The organism is Pelatocladus sp. (assembly GCF_059505505.1).
Genome location: NZ_JCACKS010000119.1, coordinates 41,283 through 60,344 on the forward strand (window position 1 = coordinate 41,283; position 19,062 = coordinate 60,344).

At 41.8% G+C, this 19,062-nt stretch carries 18 protein-coding genes, 1 tRNA gene and 1 other annotated feature; of the genes, 11 read left to right on the forward strand and 8 right to left on the reverse strand.

All coding sequences use genetic code 11. From position 1 onward, the window contains the following. Positions 1-50: 50 nt before the first annotated feature. From rplL to rplS, 8 genes are all read right to left on the reverse strand, one after another. On the reverse strand, positions 51-446 hold the full coding sequence (gene rplL, locus AC5JMK_RS11005) for a 50S ribosomal protein L7/L12 (protein WP_096674056.1): 396 nt from the start codon (positions 444-446) through the stop codon (positions 51-53). Between the two features lie 56 nt (positions 447-502). Then, on the reverse strand, positions 503-1,048 hold the full coding sequence (gene rplJ, locus AC5JMK_RS11010; protein ID WP_096674058.1) for a 50S ribosomal protein L10: 546 nt from the start codon (positions 1,046-1,048) through the stop codon (positions 503-505). A 186-nt stretch (positions 1,049-1,234) separates the two neighbouring features. Continuing rightward, positions 1,235-1,421: a sequence feature (ribosomal protein L10 leader region), on the reverse strand. A gap of 118 nt (positions 1,422-1,539) precedes the next feature. Then, a complete protein-coding gene (gene rplA, locus AC5JMK_RS11015; RefSeq protein WP_096674060.1) occupies positions 1,540-2,253 on the reverse strand; it encodes a 50S ribosomal protein L1 in 714 nt (237 codons plus the stop codon). Between the two features lie 105 nt (positions 2,254-2,358). Continuing rightward, a complete protein-coding gene (gene rplK / locus AC5JMK_RS11020; RefSeq protein ID WP_096674062.1) occupies positions 2,359-2,784 on the reverse strand; it encodes a 50S ribosomal protein L11 in 426 nt (141 codons plus the stop codon). Between the two features lie 6 nt (positions 2,785-2,790). Continuing rightward, positions 2,791-3,429 (reverse strand): transcription termination/antitermination protein NusG, encoded by a 639-nt coding sequence (nusG, locus tag AC5JMK_RS11025; protein WP_096674064.1) that lies wholly within the window; start codon positions 3,427-3,429, stop codon positions 2,791-2,793. Further along, positions 3,426-3,650 carry a preprotein translocase subunit SecE gene (secE, locus tag AC5JMK_RS11030; protein ID WP_096674065.1) on the reverse strand — a complete coding sequence of 75 codons (225 nt, stop codon included), beginning with the start codon at positions 3,648-3,650 and terminating at the stop codon, positions 3,426-3,428. Before secE ends, nusG begins: the two co-directional genes overlap by 4 nt. Before the next feature lie 195 nt (positions 3,651-3,845). Next, positions 3,846-3,918, reverse strand: a tRNA-Trp gene (locus tag AC5JMK_RS11035). Between the two features lie 147 nt (positions 3,919-4,065). Then, on the reverse strand, positions 4,066-4,428 hold the full coding sequence (gene rplS / locus AC5JMK_RS11040; RefSeq protein ID WP_096674067.1) for a 50S ribosomal protein L19: 363 nt from the start codon (positions 4,426-4,428) through the stop codon (positions 4,066-4,068). 258 nt (positions 4,429-4,686) lie between these two features. Here rplS and AC5JMK_RS11045 point away from each other — a divergent pair, with 258 nt between their 5' ends. The 11 genes from AC5JMK_RS11045 (at position 4,687) to AC5JMK_RS11095 (ending at position 19,008) form a co-directional block, all read left to right on the forward strand. After that, positions 4,687-5,655 (forward strand): glycosyltransferase family 2 protein, encoded by a 969-nt coding sequence (locus AC5JMK_RS11045; RefSeq protein WP_096674070.1) that lies wholly within the window; start codon positions 4,687-4,689, stop codon positions 5,653-5,655. Positions 5,656-5,745: 90 nt separating this feature from the next. Continuing rightward, a complete protein-coding gene (locus AC5JMK_RS11050; protein ID WP_495910078.1) occupies positions 5,746-6,816 on the forward strand; it encodes a glycosyltransferase family 4 protein in 1,071 nt (356 codons plus the stop codon). 161 nt (positions 6,817-6,977) lie between these two features. Next, positions 6,978-8,768 (forward strand): translational GTPase TypA, encoded by a 1,791-nt coding sequence (typA, locus tag AC5JMK_RS11055; RefSeq protein ID WP_096674074.1) that lies wholly within the window; start codon positions 6,978-6,980, stop codon positions 8,766-8,768. A 98-nt stretch (positions 8,769-8,866) separates the two neighbouring features. Beyond that, positions 8,867-8,995: a Uma2 family endonuclease gene (locus tag AC5JMK_RS11060; protein ID WP_495910079.1), complete on the forward strand. Its 129-nt coding sequence runs from the start codon at positions 8,867-8,869 to the stop codon at positions 8,993-8,995. Positions 8,996-9,168: 173 nt separating this feature from the next. Next, positions 9,169-9,873, forward strand: coding sequence for a serine/threonine protein kinase (locus AC5JMK_RS11065; protein ID WP_495910086.1), 705 nt, complete (start codon positions 9,169-9,171; stop codon positions 9,871-9,873). Positions 9,874-10,031: 158 nt separating this feature from the next. After that, positions 10,032-10,244, forward strand: a complete 213-nt coding sequence (ndhL, locus tag AC5JMK_RS11070; RefSeq protein WP_495910087.1) for an NAD(P)H-quinone oxidoreductase subunit L — start codon at positions 10,032-10,034, stop codon at positions 10,242-10,244. 23 nt (positions 10,245-10,267) lie between these two features. After that, entirely contained in the window at positions 10,268-10,579 is a 312-nt protein-coding gene (locus AC5JMK_RS11075) for a DUF3007 family protein (protein WP_096674078.1), read from the forward strand. Positions 10,580-10,672: 93 nt separating this feature from the next. Further along, the gene (gene trpA / locus AC5JMK_RS11080) at positions 10,673-11,473 is read left to right on the forward strand and encodes a tryptophan synthase subunit alpha (protein WP_096674080.1); all 801 of its coding nucleotides are present in this window, start codon (positions 10,673-10,675) and stop codon (positions 11,471-11,473) included. A 671-nt stretch (positions 11,474-12,144) separates the two neighbouring features. Continuing rightward, positions 12,145-12,798 carry a heterocyst differentiation related protein gene (locus tag AC5JMK_RS11085; RefSeq protein ID WP_096674082.1) on the forward strand — a complete coding sequence of 218 codons (654 nt, stop codon included), beginning with the start codon at positions 12,145-12,147 and terminating at the stop codon, positions 12,796-12,798. A gap of 1,663 nt (positions 12,799-14,461) precedes the next feature. Then, on the forward strand, positions 14,462-15,400 hold the full coding sequence (locus tag AC5JMK_RS11090) for a CLIPPER-2 domain-containing protein (RefSeq protein WP_096674084.1): 939 nt from the start codon (positions 14,462-14,464) through the stop codon (positions 15,398-15,400). Then, positions 15,397-19,008, forward strand: coding sequence for a hypothetical protein (locus tag AC5JMK_RS11095; RefSeq protein ID WP_495910080.1), 3,612 nt, complete (start codon positions 15,397-15,399; stop codon positions 19,006-19,008). Before AC5JMK_RS11090 ends, AC5JMK_RS11095 begins: the two co-directional genes overlap by 4 nt. The last annotated feature ends 54 nt before the right edge of the window (positions 19,009-19,062 follow it).

Below are 19,062 nucleotides of genomic sequence, written 5' to 3' on the forward strand. Positions count from 1 at the left end.
GAATTCGCAATTAATTTATTAGGATAATGCCAAATTCCAATTGGTAATTACTACTTCACACTTACTTTACCGCCAGCTTCTTCGATGCGTTTTTTAGCATCTTCAGCTGCTTCCTTGGCCATACCTTCTTTAATTGCTTTAGGTGCAGATTCTACTAAGTCTTTTGCTTCTTTGAGACCCAAACCAGTCAATTCACGTACAACCTTAAGAATAGCAATCTTCTTATCGGCTGGAACATCTTCGAGAATCACGTCAAACTCAGTCTTCTCTTCTACGGGTTCAGCAGCCGCAGCACCAGCACCGGGAGCAGCCATCATCATCATGCCACCAGCAGGTGCAGCAGCACTCACACCGAAAGCATCTTCAATTTGCTTAACTAACTCAGCTGCTTCCAGCAAACTTAGGGATTTTAATTTTTCCAAAATTTCATCAGTTGCAACAGACATTGATTAACTCCTGTAATTTAAATTTGTTGTTGGTGGTTGGAGTAAATAACTAACAACTAATCACTAACTTCTTCGCCACCTTTTTCTTTATCGGCATAGGCCTGCAAAGCACGAGCCAGCGAACTGGGAACCTCGTTGATACCAACAGCAACTTTGGTAGCCAAAGCGTTGATTGCTCCAGCAATTTGTGCCATGAGTTGCTCTTTGGATGGCAAATCGCCTAGCGCCTTAACATCCGGTTCTTTTAGCAGGCGACCTTCCATAACGCCGCCGCGCATTTCTGTCTTTTTGGTGACTTTTTGGAAGTCTTGATAAGCCTTAATTGCAGCAGAGAAGTCCTCTTGAACCAACAAAAAAGCAGAAGAACCTTTGAGCAATTCTGATAAAGGTTGCCATTTTTCATCATCTTGAATGGCAATCCCCATCAGGGTATTTTTTGTTACCTTACATGTTGCTCCTGTAGGACGCAGTCGTCGCCGCAGGTCTGTAATTTCGGCAACTGTTAGCCCTTGATAATCAATCACAAGTGCTAATTGCGACTGACTCAAACTTTCTTTGAGTTCAGCAACAATCTCTTGTTTGTTTTCTATGGTTCTACCCATATTTGTTTCACCTCCTTTAAAGGATTTGTTGTTAGTGGTTAATAGTTAGTAGTTAGTAGGGACGAATGCTCGTACGTCCGTACAGTAGTTAGTGGTAAATAATTGATTGTTAAAGTAAGCAAAAAGATAAAATAATTTATTCTAACTTTTAACTTTTTCCCACTAATCACTATCTACATAACCAACAACGAAAACAATAAACCCCAGCTGCAAAAGCCGGGGTTTTAGTTGAAAGGTAGATTTAAACTACCCTTCTCCTTATGCCAGAAATACCACACCAAAGAAGGATGGAACTTCAAGCAATTTGGATTAAACCTCGGCAGGATATTAAGCCAACGGCACCTGCTGTCTCCGGCTTTGCTATTTAATTGGAATTGGAGATTGGGGATTGGGTATCAGGGATCGGGAATTTGTGTATTTTAAGCACTAGAGAGAAGAATTATTGGGAAAATTCTCTTCCCGATTCTTGATCGCTCATCCCCAATAACCGTTTATACTGCTTCAGCTTTTAGGTCGCGTAAGGCGGTGACATCGACTTTAATCGATGGTCCCATTGTGGCAGAGACGTACATTGTGCGCCAATAACGACCCTTGGCTCCTGAAGGACGGTTACGGTCAATTGTTTCTTGCAAGGCCTTCAAGTTTACCAGTAAATCTTCTGGTGAGAATGACGCCTTACCAAACATAACATGGACAATACCTGTACGATCAGCACGAAATTCTAATTTACCTGCTTTGAATTCTGCGATCGCACTTGCCAGGTCAAATGTTACTGTACCACCTTTAGGCGACGGCATCAAACCGCGTGGACCAAGCAATTTACCAAGCTTCGCTACCTGTGGCATGACATCAGGTGTGGCGATTAGCTTGTCAAAGTTCATCATTCCTTTTTGAATTTCTTCTATCAGTTCTTCTGAACCGACGAGATCAGCTCCTGCGTTGGTTGCTTCTGTTACTTTTTCGCCTCTGGCTATTACTGCAACTCGGACTTCTTGTCCTGTACCTTTAGGCAGTACAACCGTTGTCCGCAATTGTTGATCGGTATACTTCGGGTCAATCCCCAAGCGAATATGTGCTTCTGCTGCTTCGGGAAATTTTGCTGTTGCTGTCTGTTTTAAAAGACTTAAAGCATCTAAGGGATCATACTCCCTATCTTCTACTTTTTCTAATAGCGCCTGTAAACGACGCGATACTCTTTTTGTCATTTTTTCTCTCCTGGGGTCGTTAACGAGGTTAATTCTCTCCCCCAAAACAATTTTGGATTTTAGATTTTGGATTTTGTCTTGAGTATTTTGACTCTTAGCCAATGACTAATCTGTGACTGTCACACCCATATTTTTGGCAGTGCCTGCAATGATCTTCATTGCTGCTTCAACATCATTAGCGTTGAGATCAGGCATTTTTGTTTGAGCTATCTGCCGCAGCTGCTCTTGTGTAATTGAACCAACTTTTCTCTTGTTGGGTTCGCTAGAGCCTCTGTCGATTTTTGCTGCTTTGGTAATCAATACCGATGCGGGTGGAGTCTTGAGTACAAAAGTGAAACTCCGGTCTTCATATACCGAAATTTCTACTGGTATCACCGTCCCAGCTTGATCTGCTGTTTTGGCGTTGTACTCTTTGCAGAACATCATAATATTAACGCCATGCTGACCCAAGGCGGGTCCAACTGGCGGTGCTGGGTTGGCTTTCCCAGCATTCAGGGCCAATTTAATGACCGCTACTACTTTTTTCGCCATTTGTAATTAGCTCTGTTTTTGAACCTGATTAAATTCCAATTCTACTGGTGTATCTCGTCCAAATATCGACAGCAAGGCTTTGAGTTTACTCCGTTCTGGACTTACCTCTATGACCTCACCTTCAAAATCTTTAAACGGACCAGTAAGCACGACTATCTTATCACCAGTAGCCATGTCAATTTTGACAATTGGCTCTTGTTCGGTGGTCTGTTTGAAGATTCTTTCTACTTCTGTATGACTTAATGGCATTGGTTTAACGTGACCACGACCTTTACCGGTACCACGTCTTTGTTCTGCTCCCACAAAATTAATCACGTGGGAGGTGTTTCGTACCACTTGCCAGGTGTCATCGTCCATGAACATTTTTACCAGTACATAACCAGGGAATACTTTTTCCTCGGTGTGCTGACGGCTACCATCCTTGCGGATTTTCACTGCTGGTGTATGTGGGATCTCCACCCGAACAATTTTTTCAGCTACATCAAAGGTTTGGATGCGCTGTTCTAGGTTTGTCTTAACACGCTTTTCACAGCCAGAGGCTACTTGTACTGCATACCAGCGGGCTTCTTGCTGTTTTACCGCAGGTTCTGAGTTATCATCTGACTGCAAAGCCAAATTGTGACCTTCGTCTGTTGCAGAAGTCATCCGAATACCTGTTGTGCTGCCCAAGTAAAGAATTTATCGACCAAAAAAATTATCGCTGCGGAGAGTGAAACCATTAACAATACTGCTGCTGACTCACTCACTAGTTGCTTCCGACTGGGCCAAACTACTTTTTCAAACTCTTCTTTAGTTCCTTGAAAGAAGTTGCCAAAGCTGAAACCATTGCTAGTTTCTGGCATTTCTGCTTCATTTTTCTTGGCCACGGTCGCTTACTCCCCCATTGCCTGATAGCTATTAACTGGTAGTTTTCTATTTATAACTGTACCTTGTACTCAAACTAAAACAGCTTGAGGCTTGAGGCTACAAGTATAGATTTAATTATACCCAAAATCAAATATTATCACCGCTATTATAATGGCGATCGCATTTCTTTTGGGTTTATTTCTTCTCAGTTACAGCGCGCCCTGGAGGACTTGAACCCCCGACATCAGGTTTTGGAGACCTGCGTTCTACCAACTGAACTAAGAGCGCATGTGCTGCTTTTGATTCAGCTATTGCGTTTCACTTTTACTAGTTTAACGCAATTTGGCATTTTTTGTTAACTTTTTTTGATCGGGGGGCAAATAGCGGCTGATGCCGCTTGATAGTTGATTTTTCTCCCATATCTTAACTTATCTATCACAAAGGGCGGTCAAAGCGTTGCTTAATCCGGGTAGCCTTGCCGACACGATTGCGTAGATAGTAAAGCTTCGCACGCCGCACTCTACCGCGACGTATGACTTTAATGGTGTCGATACGGGGAGAGTGAATCAAAAACACTCGCTCGACTCCAACACCTTGAAATACACGACGGACTGTGATTGTTTCATTAATTCCGCCGTTGCGCTTGGCAATTACAACTCCTTCGTAGGGTTGTACGCGGTATTTTTCTCCTTCTTTAATTTTGACTCCGACTTTCACGGTGTCACCGACATATATATCGGGCAGATTGGATTTTAGTTGTTCCGCTTCGATCGAGCGGATGATCTCTTGAGCGTTCATAGTCAATCAAAAACTCACAATCATCCATAATAAATCTACTTTTGCTTTTCAGTCTAGTAAATTTTAATCGCCTTAGAGTCGAGGGCAGTCCTAATGCATGAAAAAATTTTTTTCTACACCCTTACACCCCCATACCCTTACACCCTTTTTATCGAAACAATCCAAAATCTAAAATCTTGTTAGAGGGTGACGTTTGTGGGACTTGTGTCGTCAAATAGAAGATGTATTTAAGATGACCTTGCCACAGGTGTGAGTGTTATGAAATTTAGTGTGGTCATCACGACCTACAACCGCTTAGACTTGCTCAAAAGAGCAATCAACTCTGCTTTGAATCAGACCATTGCCACTGAAGTAGTTGTAGCTGATGATTGTTCTTCTGATGGTACGCAAGAGTATGTCAATAGCTTAATCAAAAAGTTGTCACAAAGTGGAGACTCACAACTGATCTATTATCGCAATGAGGTAAACTCTGGTCATTCAGTAACAGTGAATGCTGGTATTGGTAAAGCTAGCGGTGAATGGATTAAGTTTTTGGATGATGATGACTACTTAGCTGTAAATTGTCTAGAAGAAATGGCAAGGGCGATCGCACTCCAACCTCAAGCAGCTATTTGTTCCTGTATTGCTATTCAGGTAAATGAAAAAGAAGTTGAACTCTCTCGCACGCCGCAAGTAGGGCCTGGTCTAGCTTTTTATGTCCCCCAAGCTGATATTCACTATGGTATGTTGCTAGAACTTCTCCCTTTTGGTACACCTGTACAAGTAGCTTGCCGTCGTGATGTTTTATTGCAAACAGGAGGTTGGGATTCTAAATTTGATGCTAATTGTGATGATATTGATTGTTGGATTAATGTTGTCAAGTTTGGAGACGCGATTTTTCTCAATCAATCCCTTGCTTACCGCACCATTTGGTCTGGTGCTTATAATCACAAGTTTTCTCCTTATCGGCGCTTACATACAAATATTTTAATTAAAGAAAAAATTTATGCTTTAGTTGATGAAATGCATCATTCTCATATTCCTCATTTTGAAGATATTAAAAATTATTTGAAATTACATTGGTTTATAGTAGCTATTAAACAAAAAAACTTTCATAATTTATTCAATATTATCTTTCCCTCTATTTTTTCTTGGAAAGCTTGGCAGCTTTTGTTTCAGGCTGTAGCATTACGTCGTTTTTATTACCAAAACAATCATATTCGTAAATGCGTATTGATTGAGTTATGATTTTTTGGCGCTACCTAATTACAAATGACGACCCCAACTAAATTAGCTTTATCTGTCCCAACTTACTTGTATAAAAAAAGATGATTGATTATGCGAATTATACATATATTAAATGAAGTTCAGGAAATTGGTAACGGAATTGTCAATGTAGCTGTTGATCTGGCTTGTTTACAAGCAAAAGATGGTCATGAGGTAGCAGTAATCTCTGGTGGTGGGGGATACGAAAATTTACTAGCAAGTTATGGTGTTAAACACTATCTTTTAGATCAAACACGTAAACCAATAAATCTCATCAAAGCTGCTATTGGTTATCAGGCAATTGTCAAAGAATTTCAGCCAGATATCGTTCATGCTCATATGATGACAGGAGTGATACTAGCAGCTTTGCTGAGAAATAAAGGTAAAAATAGATATGGTTTAGTTTCCACTGTACATAACGAATTTCAACGCAGCAGTATATTTATGGGTCTAGCTGATCGAGTAATTGCTGTTAGTAAAGCAGTTTCCGAGGCTATGCTGCGGCGTGGGATCTCTAAAGATAAATTGCGGGTAGTGTGTAATGGTACGTTGGGAAGTCCACGCAATCGTCCATTACAGGAGTATGAAGCTTTACCTTTACAACATCCAGCGATCGCTACTGTGGCAGGAATGTATTATCGTAAAGGTATAGCCGAGTTAATCGCAGCTTTTGAGCAAATAGCTTCAGATTATCCCGCAGCAAATTTATATTTGATTGGAAACGGGCCTAATCGCCATGAATTTGAGGAACAAGCAAACAAAACAGTAGTCAGTTCGCGTATCCATTTTGAAGGCTTTCAACCAGAACCCCAGCGTTATCTACTAGCTTGTGATATATTTGTCCTCGCTTCTCACCGCGAACCTTTCGGTCTTGTCCTGTCAGAAGCCCGTGAAGCTAGTTGCGCTATTGTTGCCACTGAAGTAGACGGAATTCCTGAAGCATTGGATAATGGAAAAGCTGGTATTTTAGTACCAGCTAAAGATTCTAATTCCTTAGCAGCAGCATTGGTGAAATTGCTAAGTAATCCAGATACGCTACAAGAGTGGAAAACAAAGGCGCATCAAAACCTAGAGTGGTTGAATATTGGCCGCGTTCATCAAGAAACGCTAGCGGTGTACGATGAGTTAGTGCAAGGGTACTAGCTTGAAGCTTTTTCGTTGCCTTGGAATAATTTAGATTACGATAGAATTGTAGAATTGTTAAGGCTTATTTACAGAATCTGTATTTTCCCTCAAATTCTGTTAAAGCAGTCCACCACTATATATAAACTGTAACCCCTTTAAAGTACTGGAACGCCCTTATTATGACGCTCCCAATCCGTAACGTCGCTATTATCGCCCACGTAGATCACGGCAAAACAACCCTCGTTGATGCTCTTCTCAAACAATCCGGCATTTTCCGTGAAGGGGAAGACGTTCCGGATTGTGTCATGGACTCGAACGCTCTGGAAAGGGAACGAGGTATTACTATTCTTTCAAAGAATACGGCTGTTAAATACAAAGAAACACTGATTAATATTGTTGACACTCCCGGACACGCTGACTTTGGTGGCGAAGTGGAACGGGTTCTTGGCATGGTTGACGGTTGCATCCTGATTGTAGATGCCAATGAAGGCCCAATGCCACAAACCCGCTTTGTATTGAAGAAAGCTTTAGAAAAGGGACTCCGCCCGATTGTCGTTGTCAATAAAATTGACCGTCCACAAGCAGATCCTTACGGCGCAATCGATAAAGTCTTAGACCTGTTCCTAGAACTGGGTGCAGACGAAGACCAATGTGATTTTCCCTATTTGTTCGCCTCTGGTTTAAGTGGTTACGCTAAAGACGACTTGGATGACGAACCCAAGGACATGCAACCCTTATTTGATGCTATTTTGCGTCATGTTCCACCACCAGTAGGGGATGTCAACAAACCATTACAATTACAAGTTACTACCCTTGATTATTCTGAATATTTGGGACGAATTGTCATTGGTAGAATCCACAACGGTGTAATCCGTATGGGACAGCAAGCGGCTTTGGTTACAGAAAGTGGTAACATTGTCAAGGCTAAAATCAGTAAATTGATGGGCTTTGAAGGTTTGAAGCGAGTCGAAATGGAAGAAGCCTCTGCTGGTTATATTGTGGCTGTAGCTGGTTTTGCTGATGCGAATATCGGTGAAACAATCACTGATCCCAACGAACCCCAAGCTTTACCATTGATCAAAGTTGATGAACCAACATTACAAATGACCTTCTGGGTGAATGATTCACCTTTTGCTGGTCAAGAAGGTAAGTTGGTGACATCTCGACAAGTACGCGATCGCCTTTTCCGCGAACTAGAAACCAACGTCGCCCTCCGCGTTGAAGAAACCGACTCTCCCGACAAATTCTTGGTTTCCGGTCGTGGTGAATTACATTTGGGTATCTTAATCGAAACCATGCGCCGTGAAGGCTACGAGTTCCAAGTGTCTCAGCCACAGGTAATTTACCGCGAAGTTAATGGTCAACCCTGTGAACCTTACGAACTTCTAGTATTGGATGTTCCTGAAGATGGTGTTGGTAGCTGTATTGAACGCCTCGGACAACGTCGCGGTGAAATGCAAGATATGCAAGTCGGTGGTAACGGACGCACTCAACTAGAGTTTGTCATTCCCGCCCGTGGTTTAATAGGATTCCGGGGTGAATTCATGCGGATGACACGGGGGGAAGGGATTATGAACCACAGTTTCTTAGATTACCGCCAACTCAGTGGAGATATTGAAGCTCGTAATAAAGGTGTGCTGATTGCCTTTGAAGAAGGGGTTTCTACCTTCTACGCCATGAGAAATGCTGAAGATAGAGGTGTATTCTTTATTATACCTGGTACAAAAGTCTACAAGGGTATGATTGTTGGTGAACACAACCGTCCCCAAGATTTAGATTTGAATGTCTGCAAAACCAAGCAGCTTACCAACCATCGCGCCGCTAGTGGTGACGAGTTAGTACAGTTGCAAGCACCAGTAGAAATGAGCTTAGAGCGTGCTTTGGAATACATCGGTCCTGATGAATTGGTGGAAGTTACACCTCAATCAATTCGTCTGCGGAAGATGGCGAAGAAGTTAGCTAAAAGGTAGGCAATAGAATAGTAAGTTATCTTTAGAGACGTGCCATTGGTACGTCTCTGCTTTTTTGTGCGATCAGAACTTGTACAATAACAACTGAAAATCTTGAGGTGTTTGTATATCTGCCAGATCAACCAACAACTTTTTATGATCAACGAGAGATACAATTACCAGTACCAGGATTTGCCAAAGATTTGAGTTTGACGGTGGAAAACTTATTTAGTTGGTTACGAGACTAAGAAATTATCTAGGGCGATCGCTACGTCTTTACCGCATAAGTGATCCAATACGTCTAATGTGACGTGAAGCATTGTTCATCTCCAGACAACTAAGTGAAAACACTCACTTACAAGAAATAATTTAGCATTAATGTATAATATCTAACATTTTAAATATTCTCATGGGACTCAGTATGGATAGATCGCTCATAAATCAGCTGATAGAGACTGTTCACCAAGAGTTAATTCCCAAATTACAGATTGAGAGCATAGATCCCCATGACCCAGTAAAAATCAGCTATCTTCCCCATCCTTGGCAAAAACTGGGAGCAGGAAATTACGCCGCAGTAATCTACCATCCAGACTACCCAAACTGGGTGGTAAAAATTTATGCCCCTGGACGTTCGGGTTTTGAGGAAGAGGTAGAAGTCTATTGTCGTCTAGGTTCTCACCCCGCTTTCTCTGAATGTCTATATGCTAAAGAAGGCTTTTTAATCTTGAAGCGATTACATGGAGTTACCCTTTATGACTGTATTGAACGTGGTCTGCGTATCCCCAAGCAAGTTATAAAAGACATTGACCAGGCCCTAGACTATGCACGTAGGCGGGGACTATATCCTCATGATGTACATGGGCGTAATGTCATGATGCATCAAGGTAGGGGATTTGTCGTAGATATTTCAGATTTTCTTCATGAAGAAAAATGCTCCAAATGGAACAACCTCAAAAGAGCATACTATTGGTTATATCGCCCCATATTCTCGCCATTGCGGCTCAGACTTCCTTACTTTTTCCTAGATATTGTTCGCAAGAGTTATCGCTTCTTGTCTAAGTTAAAGAATTTTTGCGATCGCATATTTTATAAAATTTATCGAAGACACAACAAGACACATTCATAAACAAATAAAATAATAATGCTTGAAAAGGACGTATTTTTAATCGCGCAGCAAAAGTCAATATAACCCACAAGTAGGAGTGCAAGGAAGTACTATGATGAAAGCAGATGCACCCTTTGGCCATTTTTGCGAAAAGAGGAAAACTAATGATTGAAGAAGTAATTATAGTACCTTTGCTTTATTTGGTTTTGGCCGGAGCTTATTTGTTAGTCATACCCGTAGCTGTGCTGTTCTATCTGAATCAGCGTTGGTATGTAGTTAGCTCTCTGGAACGCGCATTTATGTATTTTCTAGTCTTCTTCTTCTTTCCGGGTTTGTTAGTTCTGTCACCATTTGTAAATTTACGACCAAAACGGCGACAAGTTGAAGCGTAATTAACTTGGTAGGTCATATACTTATGCGACGTCTTGACGCTTTAGGAATTGTTTTTGGCGTTTTTCTTGCAGGTGGCTTGGCATATCTTGTGCTGCAATTGGCAGGGCTAGATAATTTAGAAGCAGGTATCTGGAGTCAAGTCTTGCTAGTAGGTGGGTTAATAGGCTGGTTGATGACTTATATTTTCCGGGCTGTTAACCACAAAATGACCTACCATCAACAGCGCGATAAATACGAAGAAGCTTATTTCCAAAAGCGCTTAGACGAACTCTCGCCCGAAGAACTTGCAAAAATTCAAGCCGAGATCGAACAAGAAAAGGATTCACAGGTGTAAAATTGTCATTGGTCATTAGTCATTGGTCATTGGTCATTAACTTGAGGACAAATGACCAATGACTAATGACCAATGACTAATGACTCTTGAGCAATGACAGTAATTTCTGACTGCTTTGAAACCCTCAAACAAAATCGCAAGTGCGCCTTAATTCCATTTATTACTGCTGGCGATCCAGATTTAGAAACAACCGCAGCTGCTTTGCAAACTCTCGATCGCAGTGGTGCGGACATCATTGAGTTGGGTGTTCCCTACTCTGATCCTCTGGCGGATGGTCCAGTGATTCAAGCCGCAGCTACCCGTGCTTTAGAACGGGGAATAACTTTAGATAAAGTACTAGAAATGGTGAAAGCAACTACTCCTAGTTTGCGATCGCCGATTATTCTCTTCACTTACTACAACCCTATTCTCAACCGAGGTATAGAAAATTTTCTCCAACAAATCACAACTGCTGGCGTAGCTGGTTTAGTCGTCCCAGATTTACCTTTAGAAGAAGCTGCTAATTTACTCGAACCAGCAGCAAAAATTGGCATTGATGTAATTTTACTAGTAGCTCCCACCAGTTCTGCTGAACGCATTGCAGCAATTGCCCACGCCTCCCAAGGATTTATATATTTAGTTAGTGTCACAGGTGTCACGGGAATGCGATCGCAAATGGAATCGCGAGTGTCAGATTTGCTCCAACAAATTCGTAGTGTGACAGATAAACCCATAGGTGTTGGTTTTGGTATTTCCCAACCAGAACAGGCTCAACAAGTCAAAAATTGGGGTGCAGATGCAGCTATTGTTGGTAGTGCGTTTGTCAAACGACTTAGCGAAGGTACATCCCAACAGGGATTAGATGAAATCGCCTCGTTTTGTCAAAGTCTGAAGCAGGCGATCGTTAGTTCATAAATCAGCTTAGAGACAGATACAGAAATATTACTGAGAAATTGGTTAAAAATATAATAAGTATATGGATATACTGAAACGTCAGTCATAAACCAGTAAAACTCTCGCATAGAGAAACTTTTCTCTTTTCTCTTCTTTTTTTGACTTTTTTCTCCTGTCTCTATTTATCAAGTTTTGCCCCTAAGCTTGGTAGACAATTTGACAAATATAGTCTTGAATATATAAAGCAGATATGCGGCATTAAAAAATAGAGTATTATTTTGTAGTTTAGTATCGAGTGTAATGTAAATTTCAGTAGAGTGTACATTTATGTCAACGACCCAGGTCTAAAGACACGCTTGTTTCCAGCCTAAGACTGAGATCATAGTTGACCAGACTAAGTACTCCCTTGTACTACGTTATTGGCAAGAGTTAAAAACCTACCAGGGGATGCGTAGCCAGTCCCTTGCTCTAGAACTAAAGGATTAAACAGATTCCCAAGGGTTAAGTCAGTGTCCTTTGGATAGTACCAACCAATAACATTGTCGAGGCTAACTTAACCGCTTTCAGCGAGGCTCTTTTGAGCAAAACGAACTAAAGTAACTGAGTTTCCCACCTACCGCGTATTCTTATGAGTGTGAGAGTGTCTAAATTCCAAAAAACCTTGGTGACGTCGCTGTATAGGGGTAAAGGCGATGAGTGAAAGTATGGCATTTATCGGCGGCGTTGCTGTTGCTGGGCTAGCGGCTATCCTGTTGCTAAAGGGGACAGGAGGATCTCTGCAACAGCCAAACATTGCAATTCCTCAAATACCAAATTTAGTGCCGCAACAACAAACACCTTACTACCAACCTTACCCAGCACTCCCCCAACCTTCACCCGTAAGCCCGAATGCTGATGAACGTGTCGCCATCGAACGAGTAAAGATGGAAAATGACATACTCAAGCGGGAAAACGACCAACTCAAAGCCCAAGTTCAGCAGATGCAAGCTCAAATGCAGCAGGCTGCTTACAACTATCAGATGCAATTCCAACAAAATCAAAACGCCGCAGCACAGTTGCAGCAGCAACAGCAGCAACAGCAGCAACAGCAATCTCAAAATCGCTGGTGGTCTTCACCTATAGTTTGGGCTGTGGGAGGTATGTCCCTCACCATTGGTGGTGGTATTGTCGTAGCTGGAGTATTATCTTTATTCTCTCCTAAACAACGTTCTCCTCGTACAGTTCAGGTGATTCATCCCTACAACGGCCCCACACCACCTTTAGCTCCTGTACGTCGAGCTGAATTCCTACCACCCCGTAGCGAAGCAAGACGAGTTGACGCACCAGAATATGACGACACCTATTAGATTAGTTGTCTAGAAGAATAAAGTACAGAACTTGTGGTTTTAAATAAACTACAGTGTCGTCGGTGTGCATTCGTGTACCCTGCAAAAATTTGCCTGCGCTTCTAAATTTTTTTATTTTTTTCCTGTACTAAATCTAATTGCAAACAAAAATTCCCGTGTATGCACCACCGGGGAGTGTCGATACAAGACGCTTCATAAGAATATAAGTGTTGTTTTCGTGAATGACAATATTTTTTGATATAATCACACTCTGACTCAATACTTATTCTATAAATAGGCTTTGAATTTGAAATCGAAAAACCAAGCCTGTCATTAGTGAATTTGTGTTTCCTTACAAAATAACTTTTATAGATATTTTTTTGTAAATATTTATTAATCATTTTGGATTGCCAAAAAGCATTAGTTTTTATAATCTTATTTCTCTAGCAAGAGAAATACATAAAAATGTCTGTATATATAAGTGGACAGTTTCACAATTGTCTGTCCTAACTTAGTTATGGCTAATTCAGTATTGAGCATTATTACTATTACTTTTTCTTACATTGTATACGGAGAAAAAAACTGGACTACACATTGTATAGAAAATTAAGTAACTGTAAATTAAAATACCAAAGCGTAAATAAAAATTATGATATGAAATTTATAGAATTAGATTAAACATTTTCTGAATAAAGATATATCAAGAATTTGGTAACTTATATATAGTCTGTTTTGAATATTAAATCCATTAAAACCACAGTATTTTATTTAACGTTTATTCAATTTTCTCAGGAAATGTTCGGATACGCATAAGATTCCTTTTGTAAAGATAAGAAAAAATACTGAAGAAATTTTTATAACCCTGATTGCTAATAATTCATTTGTGGGTAATATTACTGAAGTGCGATTTTAAAAATAAAATTTAGCTTGGCTGATTGAGAACAGCGTTTTTGAGATTTTGCATCCGAAACGTATTAACTTAAGTGCCAGGTTGAATAACTATCGTTACTGTGTGACCATCAATTAGGTTGATAGCGGAATTCTCCCATCACCTAATTCATGATCTCTGTATTTGCCAATCAATTTAATGAAAGTTCTCCCTAGTTGTGACTTCGTAAGAGTTCAGTGCTGTAAAGACAAAACTTTAAAATAAGTTTGTGCTTTATTTAATAGAGCTAATTATTGCTTTATTCCTTCGTTGCTGGCATATCTTCGCTGCAACGATAGTGCTGTAATAGCTATGCTATTTAATCAGAGTAAGGTTATCAGTGGTGTTATCTCATGACAATACAGTTTACAAACAGTATTTGTCAGTTTATTTAAACATCTGCGTTATTTACAGTCACAAATCTGGGATAATTAGACTCCCATCACAAAAAAATAATCTTACTCAAGGGCGGTGAAATTGCGATTCCATCATCAAATAAACAATTCAGTCTGTTGTCTTTCTATCCTACTCGCAAGATTTATTTTGCAAGCCAATAGAGAAGAAGTTCCTAGCCACTAGCAAGCTTGAGTGACTTCAAAATAATTTGTGGTTTAACTGAATTATTCTCCAACGCTGTTATACGTAAGCTATTTAACAGACGTAGTTGAGATTGTTTGAAAATCACAATAATTGTGGTTTTTTTGATTAAAAACCCTAAATATTGGAAAAACTGCTGTTATTAATTAATGCCTTCCAATGACTTCTAAAATTTCAGGGTTGAGGCATTGGAGCCTCTTTTGTCCTTTTTACATTTTTAGTATTTTTACTTTCGGGATTTTCCCAGCTTTTTCTCAAACAAGCGTCATCACAAATACTGCTCGTGGTAGTGCGGATAATCTTCCTGATAGTCCCACAGGAAGGGTTGTTAACTCCAATGAAGTGACTTTGAGCGCTAGTCAAGCAGCGCTAGAAATCATCAAAACAGCAGACAGAGCAGCTGCCGAACCGGGTGACACAGTCATCTATACTCTGACGATTCGCAATACTGGGAACTCCGCAACCAACCAAATATCAATTACAGATAGATTACCCTTGGGAATGCGCTTTATTTCCAAATCGCTCAAGGGTTCGATAGGAAATAGATCTGTAAGCTTGAGTGCAACAAATGGTTCTAGTCGCACAGTAACCATCAACTCCAATGAAGGACTCCAACCCAATCAAAGCTTGATAGTCAACTATGCTGCTGAGGTTACACCAGATGCAATTCGGGGGGATGGTAGAAACACAGCCCAAGCTAGAGCAGGTAATCTTACCAGTAATCAAGCCAGTTATGTTTTACGAATTCGACCAGGTATCTTGTCTGACTGTGGCACCTTAATTGGACGTGTATTTGTCGATAAAAACTTTGACGGTGAACAGCAGCCGAACGAGCCAGGTATACCGAATGCTGTGATTTATCTGGATGATGGCAACCGGATTGTTACCGATGCCAATGGTTTATTCTCCTTAGCCAATGTCATTGCTGGTTATCGGACAGCAGCCCTAGATTTGACTAGCTTACCTGGGTATGCACTGGCACCGAATAAATACTTTATCGAAAGCAACAGCCAGTCTCGCTTGGTCAAACTAGCACCCAGTGGCTTGGCAAGAGTCAATTTTGGGGTTACGCCTGCGTTCTCAGGGGGGAAACGATGAAAAAAATAAAAAAGCTTTGCCAAAATCAAAATTCTTTCTTTTACCTTTTTGGTCTTTCCTTACTATTTGTTTCTCCCAACGCAGTTTTTGCCAGTGTAGTCTCTGGAAAACAGGGAGACACTTCGACACGGGGACGTGAAGACACAGAGAAACAAATATCCACGTCTTCCCCTCTCCTGATTGCCCAGAATTCTCCATCTTCCGGTGATCCTAACTCGGTATTTCAGCAAGAGCCGACAACTGAATTTCAACAAAACCCCAATTCGCCACTTCAACAACAACCAACTTCTCCAGCACCACAGACAACACCACCACCAACTGATAATTCACCAATAACTACTCCTGCGACGACTCCAGACAAATCAAAAGTCACACTGGAAATCGCACCTGTAGGCGATCCACGTGTGCAAGCCGATGGACGTTCCACAATTAAACTGCAAGGAAGAATAATTGATGAAAAAGGTGAGATTATCCGCAAAGATGCGATCGCGACCTTAACCACTAGTGCCGGGAAATTTGTTGGTGCAGACCAAGACAAAGACCAGGGCGGGTTTCAGGTGCGTGTGATTGATGGGGAATTCATCGCCACCTTACAATCAGACATCAAACCCCAACAAGTCCGGATTCGAGCCGCGATCGACAAGATCAAAAAACAATCGCTCAATGTTCCGAGAGAATTGGGTGATATCAAAAATCCTAGTTTTCCCCAACAGACAGATAATTCCTGGCTAGAGGAATTTGCCCAAGTACCCATAGAAGCCTACACTCAAGTTGAATTCAGTACCTATCTTCGTCCTTCCCTAGTGACAGGAGTACTGAATTTGCGGATTGGGCCAGGAGGAACAAACTATTGGGGAAGCTTGCAAGAATTTCTCAATCCGGACGAGATAGACAAAGGCACAACCGTAGATTTTTATGGGGCTGCTTTTGCTACAGGAAAAATCGGAGATTGGTTATTTACGGGTGCATTCAATAGCGATCGCGCCATCAATCAAGACTGTGAAGGTAACAATCGCCTGTTTGGTGGTACACAGTTCTGCGAACAACCCTATCCGGTTTACGGCGATAGTTCCACTGCTACCCCCACCACCCCTTCGATTGACAGTTTCTACGCTCGTTTAGAACGTACTCCCTCGATTGTGGGAGCGGAACCAGATTACTTCATGTGGGGCGACTACACCACCAATGAATTTGCTCGCGCCTCCCAACTGTATACAGCTACCTCTCGCCAACTCCACGGTTTCAAAGCTAACTACAACCTGGGCAACCTGCAAATCACAGGCTTATACGCCAACAATATTGAAGGCTTCCAACGGGATACCATCGTTCCTGATGGTACTGGTGGCTACTACTTCCTTTCCAAGCGCCTGTTAGTTCCTGGCAGTGAAATTGTTTATCTAGAAGCAGAGGAAATTAACCGTCCTGGTACGGTGATAGAACGCAAACAGATGGTGCGTGGTGCAGATTACGAGATTGACTATGATCGCGGGACAGTGCGGTTTAATCGTCCGGTATTTGCCACAGAACTCAACCCCTTCGGTTCAACTCTCACTAGACGCATTGTCGTTACCTACCAAAATGAAGGCGGTGAAGACTCCAACCTCCTGGGTGGACGACTGCAATATAACTTCTCCAACGATTTCACAAACAAAACTTTCGGTGCTGTTAGTTATCTCCGGGAAGATCAAGGCGACCAAGATTTTGAACTGTTCGGCGGAGATTTCTTAGTATCTTTAGGAAATGCAGGCAAGATAGTAGGAGAATTTGCCCACTCGAATAACAATCTGATTACTGGGGAAGAAGCCAGTGGTAATGCTTACCGCTTAGAGGCTTTTGGCAACATCACAGAAAATCTTTTCGGTCAAGCTTACTATCGCGCCGTCGAGCCGAATTTCTCCAACAACGCTACTTTTAGCTTTACACCTGGACAAACCCGCTACGGAGCATCTTTACTTACCAAACTGAGTGACCTGACTAGCTTTAGACTTGCCTACGACGTCGAAGAAAATTATGGTACTGCACCCACTTCCATTACTAGCTTCTTTGATTTATTCGACCCACAGCCACAAAACCGTCCTGGTGAACGAGTCAGTAATGAACTGAGAACCTTCCGAGCCGGAATTCTGCAAAAGCTGGGTAATAGTGATCTCAGCTTGGAATACGTCAACCGTTCTCGTGATGACCGTGTTGGTAATGACTTAGATGGTGATGCGAGTCAGATTGTATCCCGTTTGAAGTTCCCATTGACAGATACCTTGACTTTTCAAGCCCAAAACGAACTGAATTTGGGTGACTCTGACCCCTTGTATCCCAACAGGACTACTTTAGGTTTGGACTGGAAAGCTGCTGAGGGAGTGACATTCCGATTGGCACACCAATTTTATGATGACAGCGAATTACTGCCAGGGAATTCCCTCACCACCCTAGACACGATTGTGGATCAAAAATTATCAGATGATACTTCCCTGCTGGGTCGTTATTCTGTACTCTCTGGCTTTGGTGGCTTGCAGGGACAAGGCGCTCTCGGCGTTGCTCACGGTTGGAAGGTTGCTCCCGGATTAAAAGTCAATTTAGGTTATCAATACGTATTCAAGAATATCTTTAATGGTACAGCAGCCGGAGACCGATATCCGCAATACTACGCAGTCGGGCAAACTGCTTCGACTTTGGGACTGTTTTCTGGTTCCGTCTACAGCCTGGGGTTTGAATACACCGACAATCCTGATATCAAAGCCCGCGCCGATTTTGAATATCGTGATGGAGATCAAGGCAATAACCTGGTAATTTCCGCCGCCGCAGCTGGAAAAATCTCTCCAGCTTTAACAGCTTTAGTCCGCTTCCAACAAGCAGGAGAAGCCAACATCTACCTTCCTAGCACCGTCAATAGTATCGATACAGATGGGATTAGATTCCAAGAACTGGGAGACACAGCTAATCTAAAAATCGGTTTGGCATACCGCGACCCCACCAACGACAAATTCAACGGACTATTGAAATACGAGTGGCGGCAAAACTTTGATTCGATTCCAGAAACTCAACTTACAGGTAGTACAGCCACAGGTCATATTCTTTCGGCAGAGGGTATTTATGCCCCGAATTGGCGCTGGGAGTTCTATGGTAAATATGCTTTCCGTAATGGCGTCACCTACTTTGACGATGAGAGATATGACGGTAGTACAAACTTGGCACAGTTGCGGGCAGCTTATCGACTCGGTTATCGCAACGACTTAGCTGTTGAAGGACGATGGATTGGACAAAACTCTAATAGCGGTACTGACTACGACGAATTCGGTGTTGCAGTGGAAACTGGATATTACGTCACTCCTGATTTGCGTTTGGGTGTCGGTTACAGCTTTGGCAGTGTGGATGACCGCGACTTTACTGGTTATCGTTCCGAAGGTGGTTTCTATGTGAATATCAGCCTGAAGTTAAACGAACTTTTAGGCGGCTTTGGTTTACAAAAACCAGTACCTAAGCAAGAACAAGAGTCGGAAATCCCAACGGCGCAAACCGAACCTGGAAAACAGACATCCCAAAGTAAATTGATTCAGCGTTTGAAACAGAAACAGGCGCTAAAAGAAAGGCTGAAGGCTGAAGGTAAAGGATGAAAAAATTTCATCCTATCCTACTTCATTGTTTTCATACGTGGTGCCATAGGAGTG

Coding starts and splice junctions, on each gene's coding strand:
- AC5JMK_RS11065 (WP_495910086.1), top strand. CDS start 9,169: ATGGATAGATCGCTCATAAATCAGCTGATAGAGACTGTTCACCAAGAG.
- AC5JMK_RS11090 (WP_096674084.1), top strand. CDS start 14,462: ATGACTTCTAAAATTTCAGGGTTGAGGCATTGGAGCCTCTTTTGTCCT.
- rplL (WP_096674056.1), bottom strand. CDS start 446: ATGTCTGTTGCAACTGATGAAATTTTGGAAAAATTAAAATCCCTAAGT.
- rplK (WP_096674062.1), bottom strand. CDS start 2,784: ATGGCGAAAAAAGTAGTAGCGGTCATTAAATTGGCCCTGAATGCTGGG.
- nusG (WP_096674064.1), bottom strand. CDS start 3,429: ATGACTTCTGCAACAGACGAAGGTCACAATTTGGCTTTGCAGTCAGAT.
- AC5JMK_RS11085 (WP_096674082.1), top strand. CDS start 12,145: ATGAGTGAAAGTATGGCATTTATCGGCGGCGTTGCTGTTGCTGGGCTA.
- AC5JMK_RS11050 (WP_495910078.1), top strand. CDS start 5,746: ATGCGAATTATACATATATTAAATGAAGTTCAGGAAATTGGTAACGGA.
- AC5JMK_RS11075 (WP_096674078.1), top strand. CDS start 10,268: ATGCGACGTCTTGACGCTTTAGGAATTGTTTTTGGCGTTTTTCTTGCA.
- trpA (WP_096674080.1), top strand. CDS start 10,673: ATGACAGTAATTTCTGACTGCTTTGAAACCCTCAAACAAAATCGCAAG.
- typA (WP_096674074.1), top strand. CDS start 6,978: ATGACGCTCCCAATCCGTAACGTCGCTATTATCGCCCACGTAGATCAC.
- rplS (WP_096674067.1), bottom strand. CDS start 4,428: ATGAACGCTCAAGAGATCATCCGCTCGATCGAAGCGGAACAACTAAAA.
- AC5JMK_RS11095 (WP_495910080.1), top strand. CDS start 15,397: ATGAAAAAAATAAAAAAGCTTTGCCAAAATCAAAATTCTTTCTTTTAC.
- rplJ (WP_096674058.1), bottom strand. CDS start 1,048: ATGGGTAGAACCATAGAAAACAAACAAGAGATTGTTGCTGAACTCAAA.
- rplA (WP_096674060.1), bottom strand. CDS start 2,253: ATGACAAAAAGAGTATCGCGTCGTTTACAGGCGCTATTAGAAAAAGTA.
- AC5JMK_RS11045 (WP_096674070.1), top strand. CDS start 4,687: ATGAAATTTAGTGTGGTCATCACGACCTACAACCGCTTAGACTTGCTC.